This is a genomic window from Pseudomonas sp. BIGb0278 (genome assembly GCF_024809895.1).
GTDB lineage: Bacteria > Pseudomonadota > Gammaproteobacteria > Pseudomonadales > Pseudomonadaceae > Aquipseudomonas > Aquipseudomonas shirazensis.
The window spans coordinates 1,609,722-1,623,005 of the sequence record NZ_JANUEL010000001.1 but is presented as its reverse complement, the minus strand read 5'-3'; the positions used below and the strand labels follow the sequence as shown (position 1 = coordinate 1,623,005).

Genomic DNA, 13,284 nt, shown 5'->3' with positions numbered 1-13,284 from the left:
GCCATGACTATTGTTCGCCTGGCCGCAGCACTGCTGTTGGCCCTCGCGGGGACTGTGCAAGCGGCAGATCCGGCCAGTTTGCGCATCGGCTACCAGAAGGGCTCGATCAGCCTGGTGCTGGCCAAACAGCACAGTTTGCTCGAGCAGCGCTTTGCCAATACCAAGGTGCAATGGATCGAGTTTCCGGCCGGGCCGCAGATGCTCGAGGCGCTCAACATCGGCAGCCTGGATATCGGCTCGACCGGCGATATCCCACCGATCTTCGCCCAGGCGGCCGGTGCCGATCTGCTCTACATCGGCGCCGAGCCGGCCAAACCGCGAGCAGAAGTGATTCTGGTGCCCAACGCCAGCACGCTGGCCAGCGTTGCCGAGCTCAAGGGCAAGCGCATCGCCCTGCAGAAAGGCTCCAGCGCGCACAACCTGCTGTTGCGCAGCCTGGCCAAGGCCGGCTTGAGCATCCGCGACGTGCAACCGGTGTACCTGGCCCCGGCCGATGCCCGCGCGGCGTTCGAGCGCGGCAGTGTCGATGCCTGGGCGATCTGGGACCCGTTCTATTCGGCCATCGACGTCGAAGGCAAGGCGCGGGTACTGGCGGACGGGCAGGGTTTGGGCCTGATCGGCCCGTTCATGCTCGGCGCGCGGGGCTATGTCGAAGCCAACCCCGAATTCGTCGGCCAGTTGCTTGAGCAGATAAGCCAGGCCGAGGCGCTGACCCGCAGTGACGAGGCCGGCAGTATCCGCACATTGGCGGACTTCATGGGCATGCCCGAAGAGGTCGTGCGGCGCAGTTTCAGCCATCGTCCGGCGTCGCCAGTGCTTGCCGTCAGTGACGAAATCATCGCCGCGCAGCAGCGCACGGCACAGTTGTTTTTCGACAACCGCTTGCTGCCCAGGCAGGTGCAAATTGCGCCGGCAGTGTGGCGGCGACCGTGATCTATCCCGCAGCAGTACAAAATGTGTATCTGCTTATTTGAGGCTAACTGTATAGGTGGGCGGGCGAGGGCGCTGGGCTACTGTGGGTGCACAACATCTACCCGCTCGGGACACTTGCTCATGTTTGCCTCCTTCGACCTGTTGATGGCGTTCGTACTGTTCGCCTTCGTATCCTCCATCACTCCGGGGCCCAACAACACCATGTTGCTGGCCTCAGGGGTCAACTTCGGCGCGCTGCGGACCATTCCCCACGCGCTGGGGGTCAGTATCGGCTTCATGCTGATGGTGCTGGGAGTGGGCTTTGGTCTGGGTGAAGTGTTCAAGGCCTGGCCTGTGCTGTACACGGTATTGCGCTATGTCGGCGCTGCCTATCTGCTGTACCTGGCGTACAAGATCGCTACCTCCGGGCCGATCTCCGCCAACGGCAAAAGCACGGCCAAACCGATGACCTTTCTCGGCGCTGCGGCGTTTCAGTGGGTCAACCCGAAAGCCTGGGTCATGGCTGTTGGCGCCATTACCACCTACACCCCAGCGCAAGGCTACGTGGTCAACGTGATCGTGATTGCCGCCGTATTCGCCCTGGTCAACCTGCCTAGCGTCGGGATCTGGGTAATGTTCGGCAGTGCCTTGCGCAACCTGCTGCAGAATCCGCGCTGGCTGATGCTGTTCAATGTCCTGATGGCCGTGCTGCTGGTGATATCGCTTTACCCGCTGCTGTTTGTACAATCGGCGTTTTCCTGAACCGGCGAGTACAGCCAAGCGATGCAATTGATCCCCTGGTCTCACGACTGCTCCGAAGGCTTCACCTTGCGCGGCTGGCGCTCACCAGCCAGTGGCAAGCCGTTGCTGCACTTTCTGCATGGCAACGGCTTTTGCAGCCTGGCTTATCAACCTTTGTTGATGCACCTGGGTGAGCACTATGATCTGTGGCTGAGCGATGTGCAGGGGCATGGCGACAGTGACCACGGTGGGGTGTTTCGCGGCTGGAACCGCTCGGCTGAGTTGGCGGTGGAAGCATTCGAGGCCGGCCGCGGAGAGTACGGCGCGGTGCCGCGCTACGCGCTGGGGCACAGCTTTGGTGGCGTGTTGACTGGGCTGATCGTGGCTGATCATCCGCAGTTGTTCGAGCGCGCCGTGCTGCTCGACCCGGTTATCTTCAGCCAGCGCATGCTCGTCACCATGGGCGCTGCCCGGCTGTTTGGCCTGCACCGCAGTCATGGACTGGCGCGCAAGGCGGCCACCCGGCGCAGCCACTGGCCTGACCGCGACGCGGCTTTCGCTGCGTTGCAGGGCAGGGGGATTTTCAAAGGCTGGCACGACTCTGCGCTGCGGGCCTATGTCGAGCATGCGATCGGTGATTGCGGCGAGGGGGTGGTGCTCAAATGCCGGCCTGCGCGTGAGGTCGATATTTTCAGTTCGTCGCCGCAGCGGTTGTGGTCGAATCTGGCCAGGATCAGCACGCCTACGTGCATTCTCTATGGTGAGCAGACGTACCCGTTTGTAGTGGCGTCGGTGCAGCGGCTGGCTGCGCTCAATCCGCAGGTGAGCAGCCAGGCGGTGGCGGGAGGGCATTGCTTCATGCAGGAAGATCCGGCAGCGGCAGCACTGCGGATCGCGAGTTTTCTTGATCATCAAAAGGTTTCAGACTCTGTAGCGATGCAGTAACCCTGGGTGATAGCAGGGTAATTGCCCTGTCAAGGCCGTCCCGGTATAGTGCGATCAATTCTCAAATGCGATTGCATCGCTCACAGGACTCCAGCGTTATGGGCTCGGCTTCTTCCCGCGACTTATCCGCCCATGGCGACATCCACGGCCTGTATGTCGAGCACCACGCCTGGCTCAAGCGCTGGCTGTGGCAGCGGATGGGCTGTCGCAGCGATGCCGCCGACCTTACTCAGGACACCTTCCTGCGGTTGTTTCGCCCCGCAGTTGCGCCCCGCGCATCCGACCTGCGCCAGCCCCGTGCTTACCTGGCCACTGTTGCGCGCCGTTTGATGCTCAACCTGTATCGTCGCCGCTCGGTTGAGCAAGCCTGGTTGCATACCCTGCAACAGATGCCTGAGCAGTGGGCTGCGTCGGCCGAAGAGCAGTATCTGATCCAGGAAGCCCTGCAACTGATAGATTCGCTGCTGCACGGCCTGCCTTCGGTGGTGCGCCGGGCGTTTCTGCTGTCGCAGCTCGAAGGCCACAGCCATGCGGAAATTGCCATGGCACTGGGGGTAACGGTGCGCAGCGTGCGGCGTTATCTGACCCAGGCGATGGAGCATTGCATGCTGCTCGCCATGGCCGATGAGCGGTGAGCGAACGGCCGCTGGAGCGACACATCGTTCGCGAGGCCGCGCGCTGGTACATACGCTTGAACGGCGCCGAGCATAGTCCTGCACTACAACTCCGATTCGAGCGCTGGCGCGATCAGCACCCGGACCACGCGCGCGCCTGGCAGTTGGCGCAGCGGGTAAGTGAGCAGTGGCAAGGCGTTCCCGAGGGCGTCGCGTTACCCACCCTGGAACGAGCCGATGGGCTCAGCCGTCGTGCTGGCCTCAAGGCGCTGATGGTGCTGATGACCGCCGCTCCTGCTGCGCTGGTGGCCTGGCGGCAGACCGATTGGCTGGCCGATGAACGTACCGCGATTGGCGAGCAACGCGAGCTGACCCTGATCGACGGTACGCGCCTGGCCCTCAATACCCAAACTGGCGTGGACATCGTTTTCGATGCCAGCCAGCGGCTGCTGCGCTTGCGTGGCGGGGAGATCCTCGTTATCACGCACCCGGACAGCCTGAGCCGACCGCTATCGGTGCAGACCGAGCAAGGCATCATCCGTGCACTGGGCACGCGCTTCAGCGTGCGTCAGGAGGGCAACGACAGCCAGGTCAGCGTGTTCGCCGGCGCCGTCGCCATTCAGCCTGTGCAGGGCGGCAGCGACTTACACCTGAGCGCTGGGCAGAGCGCCCATTTCGACCGCCGTCAGGTGTCGAGCCCAGCGCCATTGCTTACCGGCGCTGGCGAGTGGGCCAGCGGTGTGCTGCGCGTCGAGCGGATGCCCCTCAACCTTTTCGTCGAAGAACTGAACCGCTACCGACCCGGCTGGGTGCGATGCGATGCACAGGTCGGGCAATTGCTGATCAGCGGCGCGTTCCTGTTGCGCGACACCGACCTGATCCTCAGCGCAGTGTCCCGGGCGCTGCCAGTGCAGGTGGTGTATCGCACGCGGTATTGGGTGAGTTTGCAGGCGCGAACCGTCTGAAAAAAAGTCTGCAACGCCTGTCCGCTTTGCCAGCGCTCGCGTGTCCTCCAGGCACACAGATCTTTTCGATTCGGAGTCTGCATGCCTTTGTCATTTCGTTGCTCACCAATTGCCTGCGCCGTGCAGGTCACAGCTCTGGCTGTGAGCCTCAGCGCCAGTCCCTCGTTGTTTGCCGCCAGCAACCTGCACTACACCATCTCGCCAGGGCCGCTGGGTCAGGTGCTGTCGAGCTTTGCCGCACATTCGGGCATCAATCTCGCCATCGAACCGGCTCTGGTAGAGGGACGCCAGAGTGCCGGCCTGCAAGGTGAATTTGCGCTGCAGGCGGGCTTTTTACGCGTATTGGCCGGTAGCGGTTTGCGGGCGGTTGATCACGGCAACGGCGTGTACGCACTGGCGCCGATCCCCCAAACGGACGCAGCGCTGGAACTCGACGCCACGCAGGTCGTCGACACCCGCTTCAGTAGCACCATTGGCGACGGACCAGTGCCGGGTTATGTGGCCAAACGCACCACGGTCGGCACCAAGACCGACACGCCAATCAATGAAATCCCGCAAAGCATTTCGGTGATTACCCGCGATGAAATGGACCAGCGTGGTGTACAGGATTTCAATGCCGCTGTGGCCTATACCCCCGGGATTCGCGCGTTGGACTACGCAGGCGGGCAAGGCGCCCCGGATATCTTCCTGCGCGGTTTTCGTGCCTTCAACCTGTTCGGTCTGTATCAGGATGGCCTGCGCACCGGCTTCAACCAGTACGACACCAACTTTGAAACCTTTGGCCTGGAGCGAGTCGATGTGGTCAAAGGTCCCGCTTCGGTGCTGTTCGGGCAGATGGCGCCGGGTGGGGTGGTCAACATGACCAGTAAACGCCCGCAGGAAACGCCGATTCGTCATCTCGAAGTGCAGTACGGCAGCTTCGACCGGCGCCAGCTGGGTCTTGATGTCGGTGATCAGCTCGATAACGACGGCACCCTGTTCGGTCGGCTGGTCCTGCTACAGCGCGAGAGCGACACCCAGGTCAGGCACGCCCCAGATGACCGCACTTATGTAGCGCCGTCCCTCACCTGGAAACCCGACGATGCCAATACGCTGACGCTGCTTGGCAGTTACAGCAAGAGCCGTACGGGTGGCTCGGAGCAGAGTTTTCCGTTGATTGGTACCGTGCGCAAAAGCCCCTATGGCCATATTGATTCAGACACCGACCTGGGCTGGAAGGGCAGCTATTACCACAGCGAAAACACGGTCATCGGCGTGCAGTACGAGCATCAGTTCGACAATGGCTGGAAGCTGCAGCAAAACCTGCGCTACATGCATTCCAATGTTGGTTACCTGTCCAGTGGTCCTGATGTGGTACTCAACGCCGACGGCCGTACCCAGGACATCGGTTTGCAACTGCGGCCCAAAAACAGCGATACCTTCCTCATTGACAATCATCTGCAGGGGCTGGTCGACACGGGTCCGTTGCAGCACATGTTGCTGGCCGGTCTGGATTATTCGCATTACAAGGCCCGCGAAACGCGCCGTAACGGCGACCCCGATCCGGAGGTCGAGATGATCGACCTGTATCGCCCGGTCTACGGTGGTGCGGCCATCTGGTACGACCCTTTGCAGCGCTCTACCGACACCCGTTTGCAACAGGTCGGGCTGTACCTGCAGGATCAGATCAAGCTCGACCGCTGGGCGCTGACCCTGGGTGGCCGTCAGGATTGGTCCACCGCCTGGGAGGAGGGCTTGTACTTCGGTACAGAGCAGGTCGATACCGTGCAGCGTGACCGCAAATTCACCGGCCGCGTGGGCCTTGCCTACCTGTTCGACAATGGCATCGCACCCTATGCCAGCTACAGCACTTCGTTTCAGCCCAACCCGGAAGCCTACCGTGACGGCACGCTGTTCGAGCCGACTGAAGGCCGCCAGTACGAGATTGGCGTTAAGTACCAGCCGCCCGGTTATGACGCTTTCATCACCCTTTCGGCGTTTGATCTGGTGCAGACGAATGTCTCCACCACCGATCCGGTCAATCCCGGTTTCTCGGTGCAGAGCGGCGAAGTGCGTTCACGTGGCATCGAGCTGGAAGGCAAGGCCAGCCTCAGCCATGAGCTGAACGTGCTGGCGTCCTACGCTTACCTGGATGCCGAGATCACCCAGGACAACAGGTTCGAGGGCAACGCGCCGCGGGCGACTGCGCGCAATACCGCCAGCCTCTGGCTCGACTACACGATCGCAGACGGTGCGCTCAAAGGCGTAGGTATGGGGCTTGGACAGCGCTATGTTGGCTCGTCATATAACGTGCAGCACACCGCGAAGACGCCCCATTACCTGCTGACCGATGTCACCTTGCGTTACGACCTGGCGGGTAACGGGCTGGACGGTATGAGGGTGTCGGTTACGGCCAGCAACCTGTTCGACAAGCACTACTTCCAGCCAGGCTTTTACGAAGACTCGGTGCTTTACGGCAACCGGCGCAACGTGATTGCCAGCCTGAGCTACGACTGGTAGCGGCGCTGGCCCGGAGCCCTTTCAGGCGGTAAGGGGCTGACGCAATCAGTGCGCCTGCCCAGACTGTTTTTTACGCAAGGCAGCCGCCACCTCGGCCTCGATCGCGTAGGCCGGGGCTTCCAGCTCGTTGTAGTTGCGCGTGTAGCGCCGGGCGAACTCGCTGACGCCCAGCTCTTGATACTGCTGTACATGCTTGAGCTCATGGGCCCACAACGCGACATTGTTCTCGGCATCGCTGGCATGGCGAAAGATCACCGTGTCGATCAAGGTCACCGCGTTCACATCGGGGTTTTGCAGCAGGGCATTGGCGGCGCTGACCTGCTGTTGGTCACCGACCCGGTAGCGCACGGCGTCGAGCACGGCAAAGTCGTACCAGGCGTCTAACTGAACGCGGATATGCAGCGGGATCGGCTCGGTGCCGAGTGCAGTGGCGTCGGCCTGAGCTTGTTGCAGGGCGAAGACCAGGCCGCTTGAGGCCATGTGTTCGACATCCTGCAGGATCTGCCCAGCCTGGCCGGGGTCGAAGGGGGTGCAGAAACAACCCATCAAGCACACTTGATACTGGCCCGCCGGGCAGGTGTCTGCGGCAGCTGCAGGTCGGGCCAGGGCCAGGGTCAGGCTGAGCCACAGCAGCAGGGCAGGCCTCAAGCGAGCACCTTGGCGACCAGGCTGCGGCTGGCCTGCAGCAGTTCGCTTTGCACGGTTTCGCTGGCCAACATGCGCCCGACCACCACCGCGCCGACACATTGGCTGATCAAGGCCCAGGCCAGTTCAGGATCATCCAGGGTCTCGCTCCAGGCTGCATGCAGTACGACCAACCAGTGCTCTGCCTCCTGGCGTACGGTTTGGTCGGCGCGGGCGATCTCCACCGCCAGTGGCGGCAGCGGGCAGCCTTGTTCGGCGTTGTGCAGATGGGCCAGGCTCAGGTACTGCTCCAGGCAGCGGGCCAGACGCTGGCGTTGGGCGCCGCGCGCGGCCAGGCGGGCGAGGGGGCTGTTGCTCAGCTCACGGCGAACGATCTCGCTGAACAGGTCGTCCTTGCACGGGAAGTGGTTGTAGAACGCGCCGCCGGTGAGGCCAATAGCTTTCATCAAATCAGCCACGCCGGTGCTGGCGAAGCCGCCGCGCTTGGCCAGTGCGCCGCTGCTGGCGATGAGTTTTTCGCGGGTCTGCAGTTTGTGTTCAGTGGAGTAGCGCATCCAGATGATCTCCGCGCCCGGGCTTGACGGTGGTCGGATCATAACATAGCGTTCGTTTACTAAATGATCGTTCACCAATGGAGGTGGCCGTGGCGGAACAAGACAAGGTGGTGCTGGTGATTGGTGCCGGCGATGCGACCGGCGGAGCCATTGCCAAGCGCTTTGCCCGCGAGGGTTATATCGCCTGTGTGACCCGTCGCGACGCGGCCAAGCTGCAGCCGTTGCTGGGCGAGATCAATGCCGAGGGTGGCCGGGCGCATGGCTTTGGCTCCGATGCGCGCAGCGAGGAGGAGGTCGCCAGCCTGATCGAAACCATCGAGCGCGATATCGGCCCGATCGAAGCTTTCGTGTTCAATATCGGCGCCAATGTGCCGTGCAGCATCCTCGATGAAACCCCGCGCAAGTTCTACAAGATTTGGGAGATGGCTTGCTTTGCTGGTTTTCTGACCGCTCAGGCAGTAGCCAGGCGCATGGTCACTCGCGAGCGCGGCAGCATCATCTTTACCGGCGCCACCGCCGGCACCCGTGGCGCGGCGGGGTTTGCCGCGTTCGCCACCGCCAAGCATGGCCTGCGGGCGCTGGCGCAGAGCATGGCGCGGGAGCTGGGGCCGCGTAATATCCATGTTGCCCATGCAGTGGTCGATGGGGCCATCGACACCGCGTTCATTCGCGACAACTTCCCTGAACGGTATGCGCAAAAAGACCAGGACGGCATCCTCGACCCTGCGCACATTGCCGACAGTTACTGGTTTTTGCATGCCCAGCCCCGGGATGCCTGGACCTTCGAGCTGGACCTGCGGCCGTGGATCGAACGCTGGTAAAACTGCCCTGCAAAGGATCGAGCGATGAGTAAATCCGTGGAGTTTTTCTTCGACCTCGGCAGCCCAGCCAGTTATCTGGCCTGGACGCAACTGCCCGAGCTATGTGCGCGCCATGCTGTGCAACTGGTCTATCGGCCGATGCTGTTGGGGGGCGTGTTCCAGGCGACCGGCAACGCATCGCCAGTCATGGTCCCGGCCAAGGGCCGCTACATGATGCTCGACCTGCAGCGGTTCGCGCAGCGCTATGGCGTGGCATTCGGGCTGCCAGCTGGCTTTCCGCTCAATACCCTGGGGTTGATGCGCGGGGTGACGGGCATGCAATTGCAGGCACCTGAGCGCTTTGAGGCCTTGCTTGCGTTGCTGTTCAACGCACTTTGGGCAGAGCAACGCGCACTGGGCGATGCGCAGGTGTTGGAGCAGACGTTGGCTGCTGGCGGTTTCGATCCACAGCAGTTCGCCGAGCTGGCAGCGCAAGTCGAGGTCAAACAGGCATTGAAAGCGGCAACCGAGGAAGCAGTTACGCGCGGCGTATTTGGCGCGCCGACCTGTTTTGTCGAGGGGCAGATGTTCTTTGGTCAGGACCGGTTGGACTTTGTCGAACAGGCCTTGCGCTAGCTATCCAGGCCTAGCAGTAGCTCAATCTGTCGGCGCTCCCAGATGCTTAGCAGCTCGACCGGGTTGGTGCCGTAGCGCTGCCAGCTGTCACCGTTGCTGCTGACACCTTGCGGGTTGCAGCAGCTGGCGCAGTGGGCGAGGCCTTCGGGATCGATGATCAAACTCAGTTGCCAGCCGGCGCTGCTGACTTCGATCAGGTCTGGGCGCGGGCGCGCACAGACCTGCAACGGCTCCACCCCCATCGCAACATCACGCAGGCATTGGTATACCTCACGGCTGCTGGGCGCGCGCATGCTGTCGATCAGAAGTTGGCCGGGGTGTTGGCGCTGATGATCTCAGCCTCGTCCTGGCCGATGTTCTTGAAGCTGTGGGCCAGGGTAGTGGGAATGTAGTAACCATCGCCGGCATTGAGCACGCTGACCTGGCCGTCTACCCACAGCTCAATGGTGCCGCGGGTAACCAGGCCGCATTCTTCGCCTTCGGCATGCACGATCGGCTCGCCGGAATCGGCGCCAGGCGCATACAACTCACGCAGCATACGCATCTGCCGGCCTTCGACGCTGGCACCGACCAGCAGCATGCGCAGGCCGTTGCGGCCCAGGTCGGGCTGGTCGCCGCCGCGGAAGACAAAGCGCTCTTCGCGCACCGGGGTATCGAAACTGAAGAACTCCGCCAGGGACATGGGGATGCCTTCAAGCAGCTTTTTCAAGGAACTGACAGAGGGGCTGACGCGGTTTTGCTCGATCTGCGAGATGGTCGAATTGGTCAGGCCGCTGCGGCGAGCCAGTTCTCGTTGCGAGAGGCCGTTGCGTTCACGCACCAGTTTGAGTCGTGTCCCCGTGTCCATTAGCCGCCTTGTCTGTACTGATGAGTGGTGTAAAAAATAATAAGCGACGCATTAAAACACACTCTTGTCAGCAACGCGCTGCGCATCTAAACGGCGCTGGTCGTGGTGGCTTGAGTCACGGCCAGCGCCTGCTGCAGCTTATTTGCCGTCGCGCAGCGGCCCCGGCCACATGCTTTTGAACACAGCATCGCGGCGGACCCAGGCGTGCATCAATGCCGCACCCAGATGCACCAGCACCGTGGCAAACAGCAGATAGCCAGCCCAGCTGTGTGCGCCTCGCAGCAGCGCATACAGCTGCAGGTCGTGCGGGGCAATGGCCGGCAACTGCAAGGGGCGTGGATAACCACCGGCCGAGAGCATCGCCCAGCCCAGCAGCGGCATGCTCAGCATCAGGCCATACAGGGCAATGTGCGAGGCCTTGGCGGCTAGCCGCTGCAGCGCGGGCAGGTCTGCCGGCAGCGGTGGATGGGGAACTGTCAGGCGTACAGCGATGCGCACCAGCACCAGCAGCAACAGCAACAGGCCGGTTGCCTTGTGCAGTTCCACCAGCAACGGATGGCGGGTCGACAGGTCGCTGACCATGCCCACGCCGATAAACAGCATGGCCAGGATCAGCACCGCCATCAGCCAGTGCAGCAACCGCGCGAAGGGGTGAAAGGCAGCAGGTTTCATGGCCGTACTCCAGTGTTGAGAGACTCGCGGCTACGCCGATTGAAGGACTCCGAGTAGGCCGCCGAGCGTGCTGCCAGGATCGGATCGGCAGTGGCCTGAATGCCGCTCGGCAGAATCAGCGGGTCGAAGTTGAGGTCACGGCAGGCGCCTTGCTCGGGGGCATCGACGGCATTGATCACCAGCGTGCCGGCATCGATGCTGCGCCGTTGCGCCGGCCACGGTTTGGACGGGTCTTCCAGCGGGTCGCCCGGCTCGGCCAGCACCAGGCGCAAGGTCCAGCGCAGTGGGCCCTGGCTCAGCCGTTGGGCGAGGTCGTGCTGCAAGAACAGCGTGTCGCTGACCTGTGCGGGGAGGGCGCTATAGGGTGTTTGCGGCTCGACCTGCCAGCGCACCGGCTGCTCTTTGCCCTGGCGGTCGATCAGGCGGAAGGCGTTGATGCTGTGGTATTGGGTGCTGGCGAAGCTGTCGCTGGGCTTGTATGAGGCCGCCCATTGGCGAAACGCCGCACTTTCCGGGTGCTCGGCAAAAAACGCCTGCATACGCGCCGGGTCCGGCTTGCCGGTGGCAGGATCCGGGGTCATGGCCAGCACCTGTTGGTAGAACGCCTCTGGGGTGCCGATTGCCAGTACCGGCGGGTTGTTCATGCCGGTGCGCCAGAGCTGGCCGTCGTCGGTGGCAAATTGCAACGCCATGCTTCGCACGGGCACACCGGTGTCAGGCGTGGCCGGGTTGGCGCCGCCAATGGCGAAGCGGCCGATCACTGGCACCCGCGCCTGCTCGAAGACCCGCGCGCTGGACAACGGCGCGGCCAGCCCGCTGCTCTCGAAGTAGCCGGTGACGCAAAGGCCTTTGGCGTGGTTCTTGCGATACCCGGGGTGGTGCCCGGCCTGGGCTTCGAAGGTGTCGATGATGCGTTGCGGGCTGAGTTTGGGGCCGCCGATCCAGCCAGCGGTGTAGGCAAACGCGCAGCCGGCGACGAGCAGGCCGGCGGCAATGGCCGTCAGCCGCCAAAGCTTGGCGGGGCCGTGCACGGGGGTGTTCATAGGCAACATCCGGATCAGTGAAGATGCGAGTACGACGGGGCGCGGTGCAACTTATTCCAGCCGCCCGGGAATAAATTTCGTGGCGCTGCGTCTGCCCCTTACACTGACTGCCCATGGGCCGGAATCACAGCATGCACGATCTCGACGACTCGCAATGGCGCGAACTGCTGCAGCGCCTGCGCCGCTTTGCCGTGTGGCTGACGCGCGAGCCGGGCAGTGCCGACGACCTGGTCCAGGCCACCATCGAACGCGCCTTGAGCCGTAGTGGCCAGCAGCGCGAGGCCGAGGCGCTGCGGGCGTGGCTGTTCAGCATCCTCTATCGGCTGTTTCTCGACAGCAAGCGCCGCGACCGGCTGCACCGGCGCTGGCTGGCCTGGTTCAGCGGCGGCCAGGAGATCAGCGAGCCGATCGGCGACAATACCGAAGACATCATCTTCGCCCAGGCCGACTTGCAGGCATTTGCCCAGTTGTCGGCCGAGCAGCGCGCGCTGCTGTTGCTGGTCAGCGTCGAGGGCTTGAGTTACAAGGAGGCCGCCGAGGCCTTGGCTATCCCTATCGGCACGGTGATGTCGCGTTTGTCGCGGGCCCGTGCAGCATTGCGCCAACTGACCGAGGGCAGCCCAGCGTCCCCGGCCTTGCGGAGATTGAAATGACACGCCTGACCCCCACCGAGCACGAGTTGCACGCCTATATCGACGAGCGCCTCGACCCTGTGCGCCGCGCTGAAGTCCACGCGTGGCTGGCCGCCAATCCGCAGGAGGCTGCGCGTATCGAGGCCTGGCGCAACGACGCCCGGCGCCTGCGCGCGGCTCTGGCCGGCTTTGGCGAACTGGCCCCTGGCCCGCAGCTGGAGCTTGGCCAGTTGCAACGGCGTCTGCGTCAACGGCATGTACGCCGGCTGGCGACGGCTGCGGCGTTGCTGTTGAGCCTGGGCGTCGGCGGCATGGGCGGCTGGCAGGCGCGGCAAATGAGCATGGCATCAATCGAATTGCCCATGGCCGATGCGCTGCAGGCCCATCGGTTGTTTGTCGGCAGCAGCGCTTTGGATATTCAGGCCAGCGACCCTGGCCAGCTGCGCGCCTGGCTGGGCAGCCATTTCAATCGGGTCGGCCAATTGCCCGACCTGGCCGGCTTGGGCTTTCAGCCAGTGGGTGCGCGCCTGCTGAGCAACGAGCAAGGGCCGGCGGCGCTGGTGGTGTTCGAAGACAAGCAGGGCGAGCGGGTCAGCCTGTTCATGCGCCTGCCCGGCGAGCACTTTGCCAAGATGCCGACCGGTCAACGCACCGATGGCCAGCTGGAAGCGCGCTACTGGTCGCATGGCGCCTACAACTTCGCGTTGGTCAGCGACGCTGACGATCAGCGCAGCGAGTCGCTGCGTGAAGTCCTTGGCGTCAGCCTGTAGCGGTTGCTG

General features: G+C 63.2%; 16 protein-coding genes. 10 read left to right on the top strand and 6 right to left on the bottom strand.

What is annotated here, in order from left to right; translation table 11 throughout:
• Positions 1–3 precede the first annotated feature (3 nt).
• The 6 genes from M2396_RS07450 to M2396_RS07425 all read left to right on the top strand — a co-directional run bounded on the left by M2396_RS07450 (position 4) and on the right by M2396_RS07425 (position 6,676).
• A complete protein-coding gene (locus M2396_RS07450) occupies positions 4–933 on the top strand; it encodes an aliphatic sulfonate ABC transporter substrate-binding protein (RefSeq protein WP_259074034.1) in 930 nt (309 codons plus the stop codon).
• A gap of 120 nt (positions 934–1,053) precedes the next feature.
• Positions 1,054–1,674, top strand: a complete 621-nt coding sequence (locus tag M2396_RS07445; RefSeq protein ID WP_103437089.1) for a LysE family translocator — start codon at positions 1,054–1,056, stop codon at positions 1,672–1,674.
• 21 nt (positions 1,675–1,695) lie between these two features.
• Positions 1,696–2,598: an alpha/beta fold hydrolase gene (locus M2396_RS07440; RefSeq protein ID WP_259074032.1), complete on the top strand. Its 903-nt coding sequence runs from the start codon at positions 1,696–1,698 to the stop codon at positions 2,596–2,598.
• Between the two features lie 98 nt (positions 2,599–2,696).
• On the top strand, positions 2,697–3,233 hold the full coding sequence (locus M2396_RS07435) for a sigma-70 family RNA polymerase sigma factor (protein WP_150571882.1): 537 nt from the start codon (positions 2,697–2,699) through the stop codon (positions 3,231–3,233).
• Positions 3,230–4,177 (top strand): FecR domain-containing protein, encoded by a 948-nt coding sequence (locus M2396_RS07430; protein ID WP_101318806.1) that lies wholly within the window; start codon positions 3,230–3,232, stop codon positions 4,175–4,177. Before M2396_RS07435 ends, M2396_RS07430 begins: the two co-directional genes overlap by 4 nt.
• A gap of 81 nt (positions 4,178–4,258) precedes the next feature.
• The gene (locus M2396_RS07425; RefSeq protein WP_259074030.1) at positions 4,259–6,676 is read left to right on the top strand and encodes a TonB-dependent siderophore receptor; all 2,418 of its coding nucleotides are present in this window, start codon (positions 4,259–4,261) and stop codon (positions 6,674–6,676) included.
• Positions 6,677–6,721: 45 nt separating this feature from the next.
• Here the strand turns inward: M2396_RS07425 and M2396_RS07420 are convergent, their stop codons facing one another.
• Together M2396_RS07420 and M2396_RS07415 are read right to left on the bottom strand one after the other, a co-directional pair.
• Positions 6,722–7,324: a DUF4157 domain-containing protein gene (locus tag M2396_RS07420; protein ID WP_409035081.1), complete on the bottom strand. Its 603-nt coding sequence runs from the start codon at positions 7,322–7,324 to the stop codon at positions 6,722–6,724.
• On the bottom strand, positions 7,321–7,875 hold the full coding sequence (locus tag M2396_RS07415; RefSeq protein ID WP_259074029.1) for a TetR/AcrR family transcriptional regulator: 555 nt from the start codon (positions 7,873–7,875) through the stop codon (positions 7,321–7,323). Before M2396_RS07415 ends, M2396_RS07420 begins: the two co-directional genes overlap by 4 nt.
• Before the next feature lie 89 nt (positions 7,876–7,964).
• Here M2396_RS07415 and M2396_RS07410 point away from each other — a divergent pair, with 89 nt between their 5' ends.
• The gene (locus M2396_RS07410; protein WP_259074027.1) at positions 7,965–8,696 is read left to right on the top strand and encodes an SDR family oxidoreductase; all 732 of its coding nucleotides are present in this window, start codon (positions 7,965–7,967) and stop codon (positions 8,694–8,696) included.
• A 24-nt stretch (positions 8,697–8,720) separates the two neighbouring features.
• Positions 8,721–9,311: a 2-hydroxychromene-2-carboxylate isomerase gene (locus M2396_RS07405; protein WP_150569458.1), complete on the top strand. Its 591-nt coding sequence runs from the start codon at positions 8,721–8,723 to the stop codon at positions 9,309–9,311.
• On the opposite strand, the gene M2396_RS07400 is transcribed toward M2396_RS07405, so the two are convergent.
• From M2396_RS07400 to M2396_RS07385, 4 genes are all read right to left on the bottom strand, one after another.
• Entirely contained in the window at positions 9,308–9,604 is a 297-nt protein-coding gene (locus M2396_RS07400; protein WP_178080760.1) for a hypothetical protein, read from the bottom strand. The genes M2396_RS07405 and M2396_RS07400 overlap by 4 nt on opposite strands.
• 8 nt (positions 9,605–9,612) lie before the next feature.
• The gene (locus M2396_RS07395) at positions 9,613–10,158 is read right to left on the bottom strand and encodes a cupin domain-containing protein (RefSeq protein WP_101318818.1); all 546 of its coding nucleotides are present in this window, start codon (positions 10,156–10,158) and stop codon (positions 9,613–9,615) included.
• Between the two features lie 138 nt (positions 10,159–10,296).
• The gene (locus tag M2396_RS07390; RefSeq protein WP_101318820.1) at positions 10,297–10,830 is read right to left on the bottom strand and encodes a cytochrome b; all 534 of its coding nucleotides are present in this window, start codon (positions 10,828–10,830) and stop codon (positions 10,297–10,299) included.
• Entirely contained in the window at positions 10,827–11,879 is a 1,053-nt protein-coding gene (locus M2396_RS07385) for a catalase family peroxidase (protein ID WP_101322997.1), read from the bottom strand. Before M2396_RS07385 ends, M2396_RS07390 begins: the two co-directional genes overlap by 4 nt.
• A 125-nt stretch (positions 11,880–12,004) precedes the next feature.
• On the opposite strand from M2396_RS07385, the gene M2396_RS07380 reads away from it, so the two are divergent.
• Both M2396_RS07380 and M2396_RS07375 read left to right on the top strand, forming a co-directional pair.
• On the top strand, positions 12,005–12,526 hold the full coding sequence (locus M2396_RS07380; RefSeq protein ID WP_150569456.1) for a sigma-70 family RNA polymerase sigma factor: 522 nt from the start codon (positions 12,005–12,007) through the stop codon (positions 12,524–12,526).
• Entirely contained in the window at positions 12,523–13,275 is a 753-nt protein-coding gene (locus M2396_RS07375) for an anti-sigma factor (RefSeq protein ID WP_259074025.1), read from the top strand. The genes M2396_RS07380 and M2396_RS07375 overlap by 4 nt, the downstream gene beginning before the upstream one ends.
• The last annotated feature ends 9 nt before the right edge of the window (positions 13,276–13,284 follow it).

Excerpts from the sequence above, each read along its gene's own strand:
- M2396_RS07415 (WP_259074029.1), bottom strand. The coding sequence starts at position 7,875 with ATGCGCTACTCCACTGAACACAAACTGCAGACCCGCGAAAAACTCATC.
- M2396_RS07440 (WP_259074032.1), top strand. The coding sequence starts at position 1,696 with ATGCAATTGATCCCCTGGTCTCACGACTGCTCCGAAGGCTTCACCTTG.
- M2396_RS07435 (WP_150571882.1), top strand. The coding sequence starts at position 2,697 with ATGGGCTCGGCTTCTTCCCGCGACTTATCCGCCCATGGCGACATCCAC.
- M2396_RS07390 (WP_101318820.1), bottom strand. The coding sequence starts at position 10,830 with ATGAAACCTGCTGCCTTTCACCCCTTCGCGCGGTTGCTGCACTGGCTG.
- M2396_RS07445 (WP_103437089.1), top strand. The coding sequence starts at position 1,054 with ATGTTTGCCTCCTTCGACCTGTTGATGGCGTTCGTACTGTTCGCCTTC.
- M2396_RS07400 (WP_178080760.1), bottom strand. The coding sequence starts at position 9,604 with ATGCGCGCGCCCAGCAGCCGTGAGGTATACCAATGCCTGCGTGATGTT.
- M2396_RS07425 (WP_259074030.1), top strand. The coding sequence starts at position 4,259 with ATGCCTTTGTCATTTCGTTGCTCACCAATTGCCTGCGCCGTGCAGGTC.
- M2396_RS07380 (WP_150569456.1), top strand. The coding sequence starts at position 12,005 with ATGCACGATCTCGACGACTCGCAATGGCGCGAACTGCTGCAGCGCCTG.
- M2396_RS07395 (WP_101318818.1), bottom strand. The coding sequence starts at position 10,158 with ATGGACACGGGGACACGACTCAAACTGGTGCGTGAACGCAACGGCCTC.
- M2396_RS07375 (WP_259074025.1), top strand. The coding sequence starts at position 12,523 with ATGACACGCCTGACCCCCACCGAGCACGAGTTGCACGCCTATATCGAC.
- M2396_RS07450 (WP_259074034.1), top strand. The coding sequence starts at position 4 with ATGACTATTGTTCGCCTGGCCGCAGCACTGCTGTTGGCCCTCGCGGGG.
- M2396_RS07405 (WP_150569458.1), top strand. The coding sequence starts at position 8,721 with ATGAGTAAATCCGTGGAGTTTTTCTTCGACCTCGGCAGCCCAGCCAGT.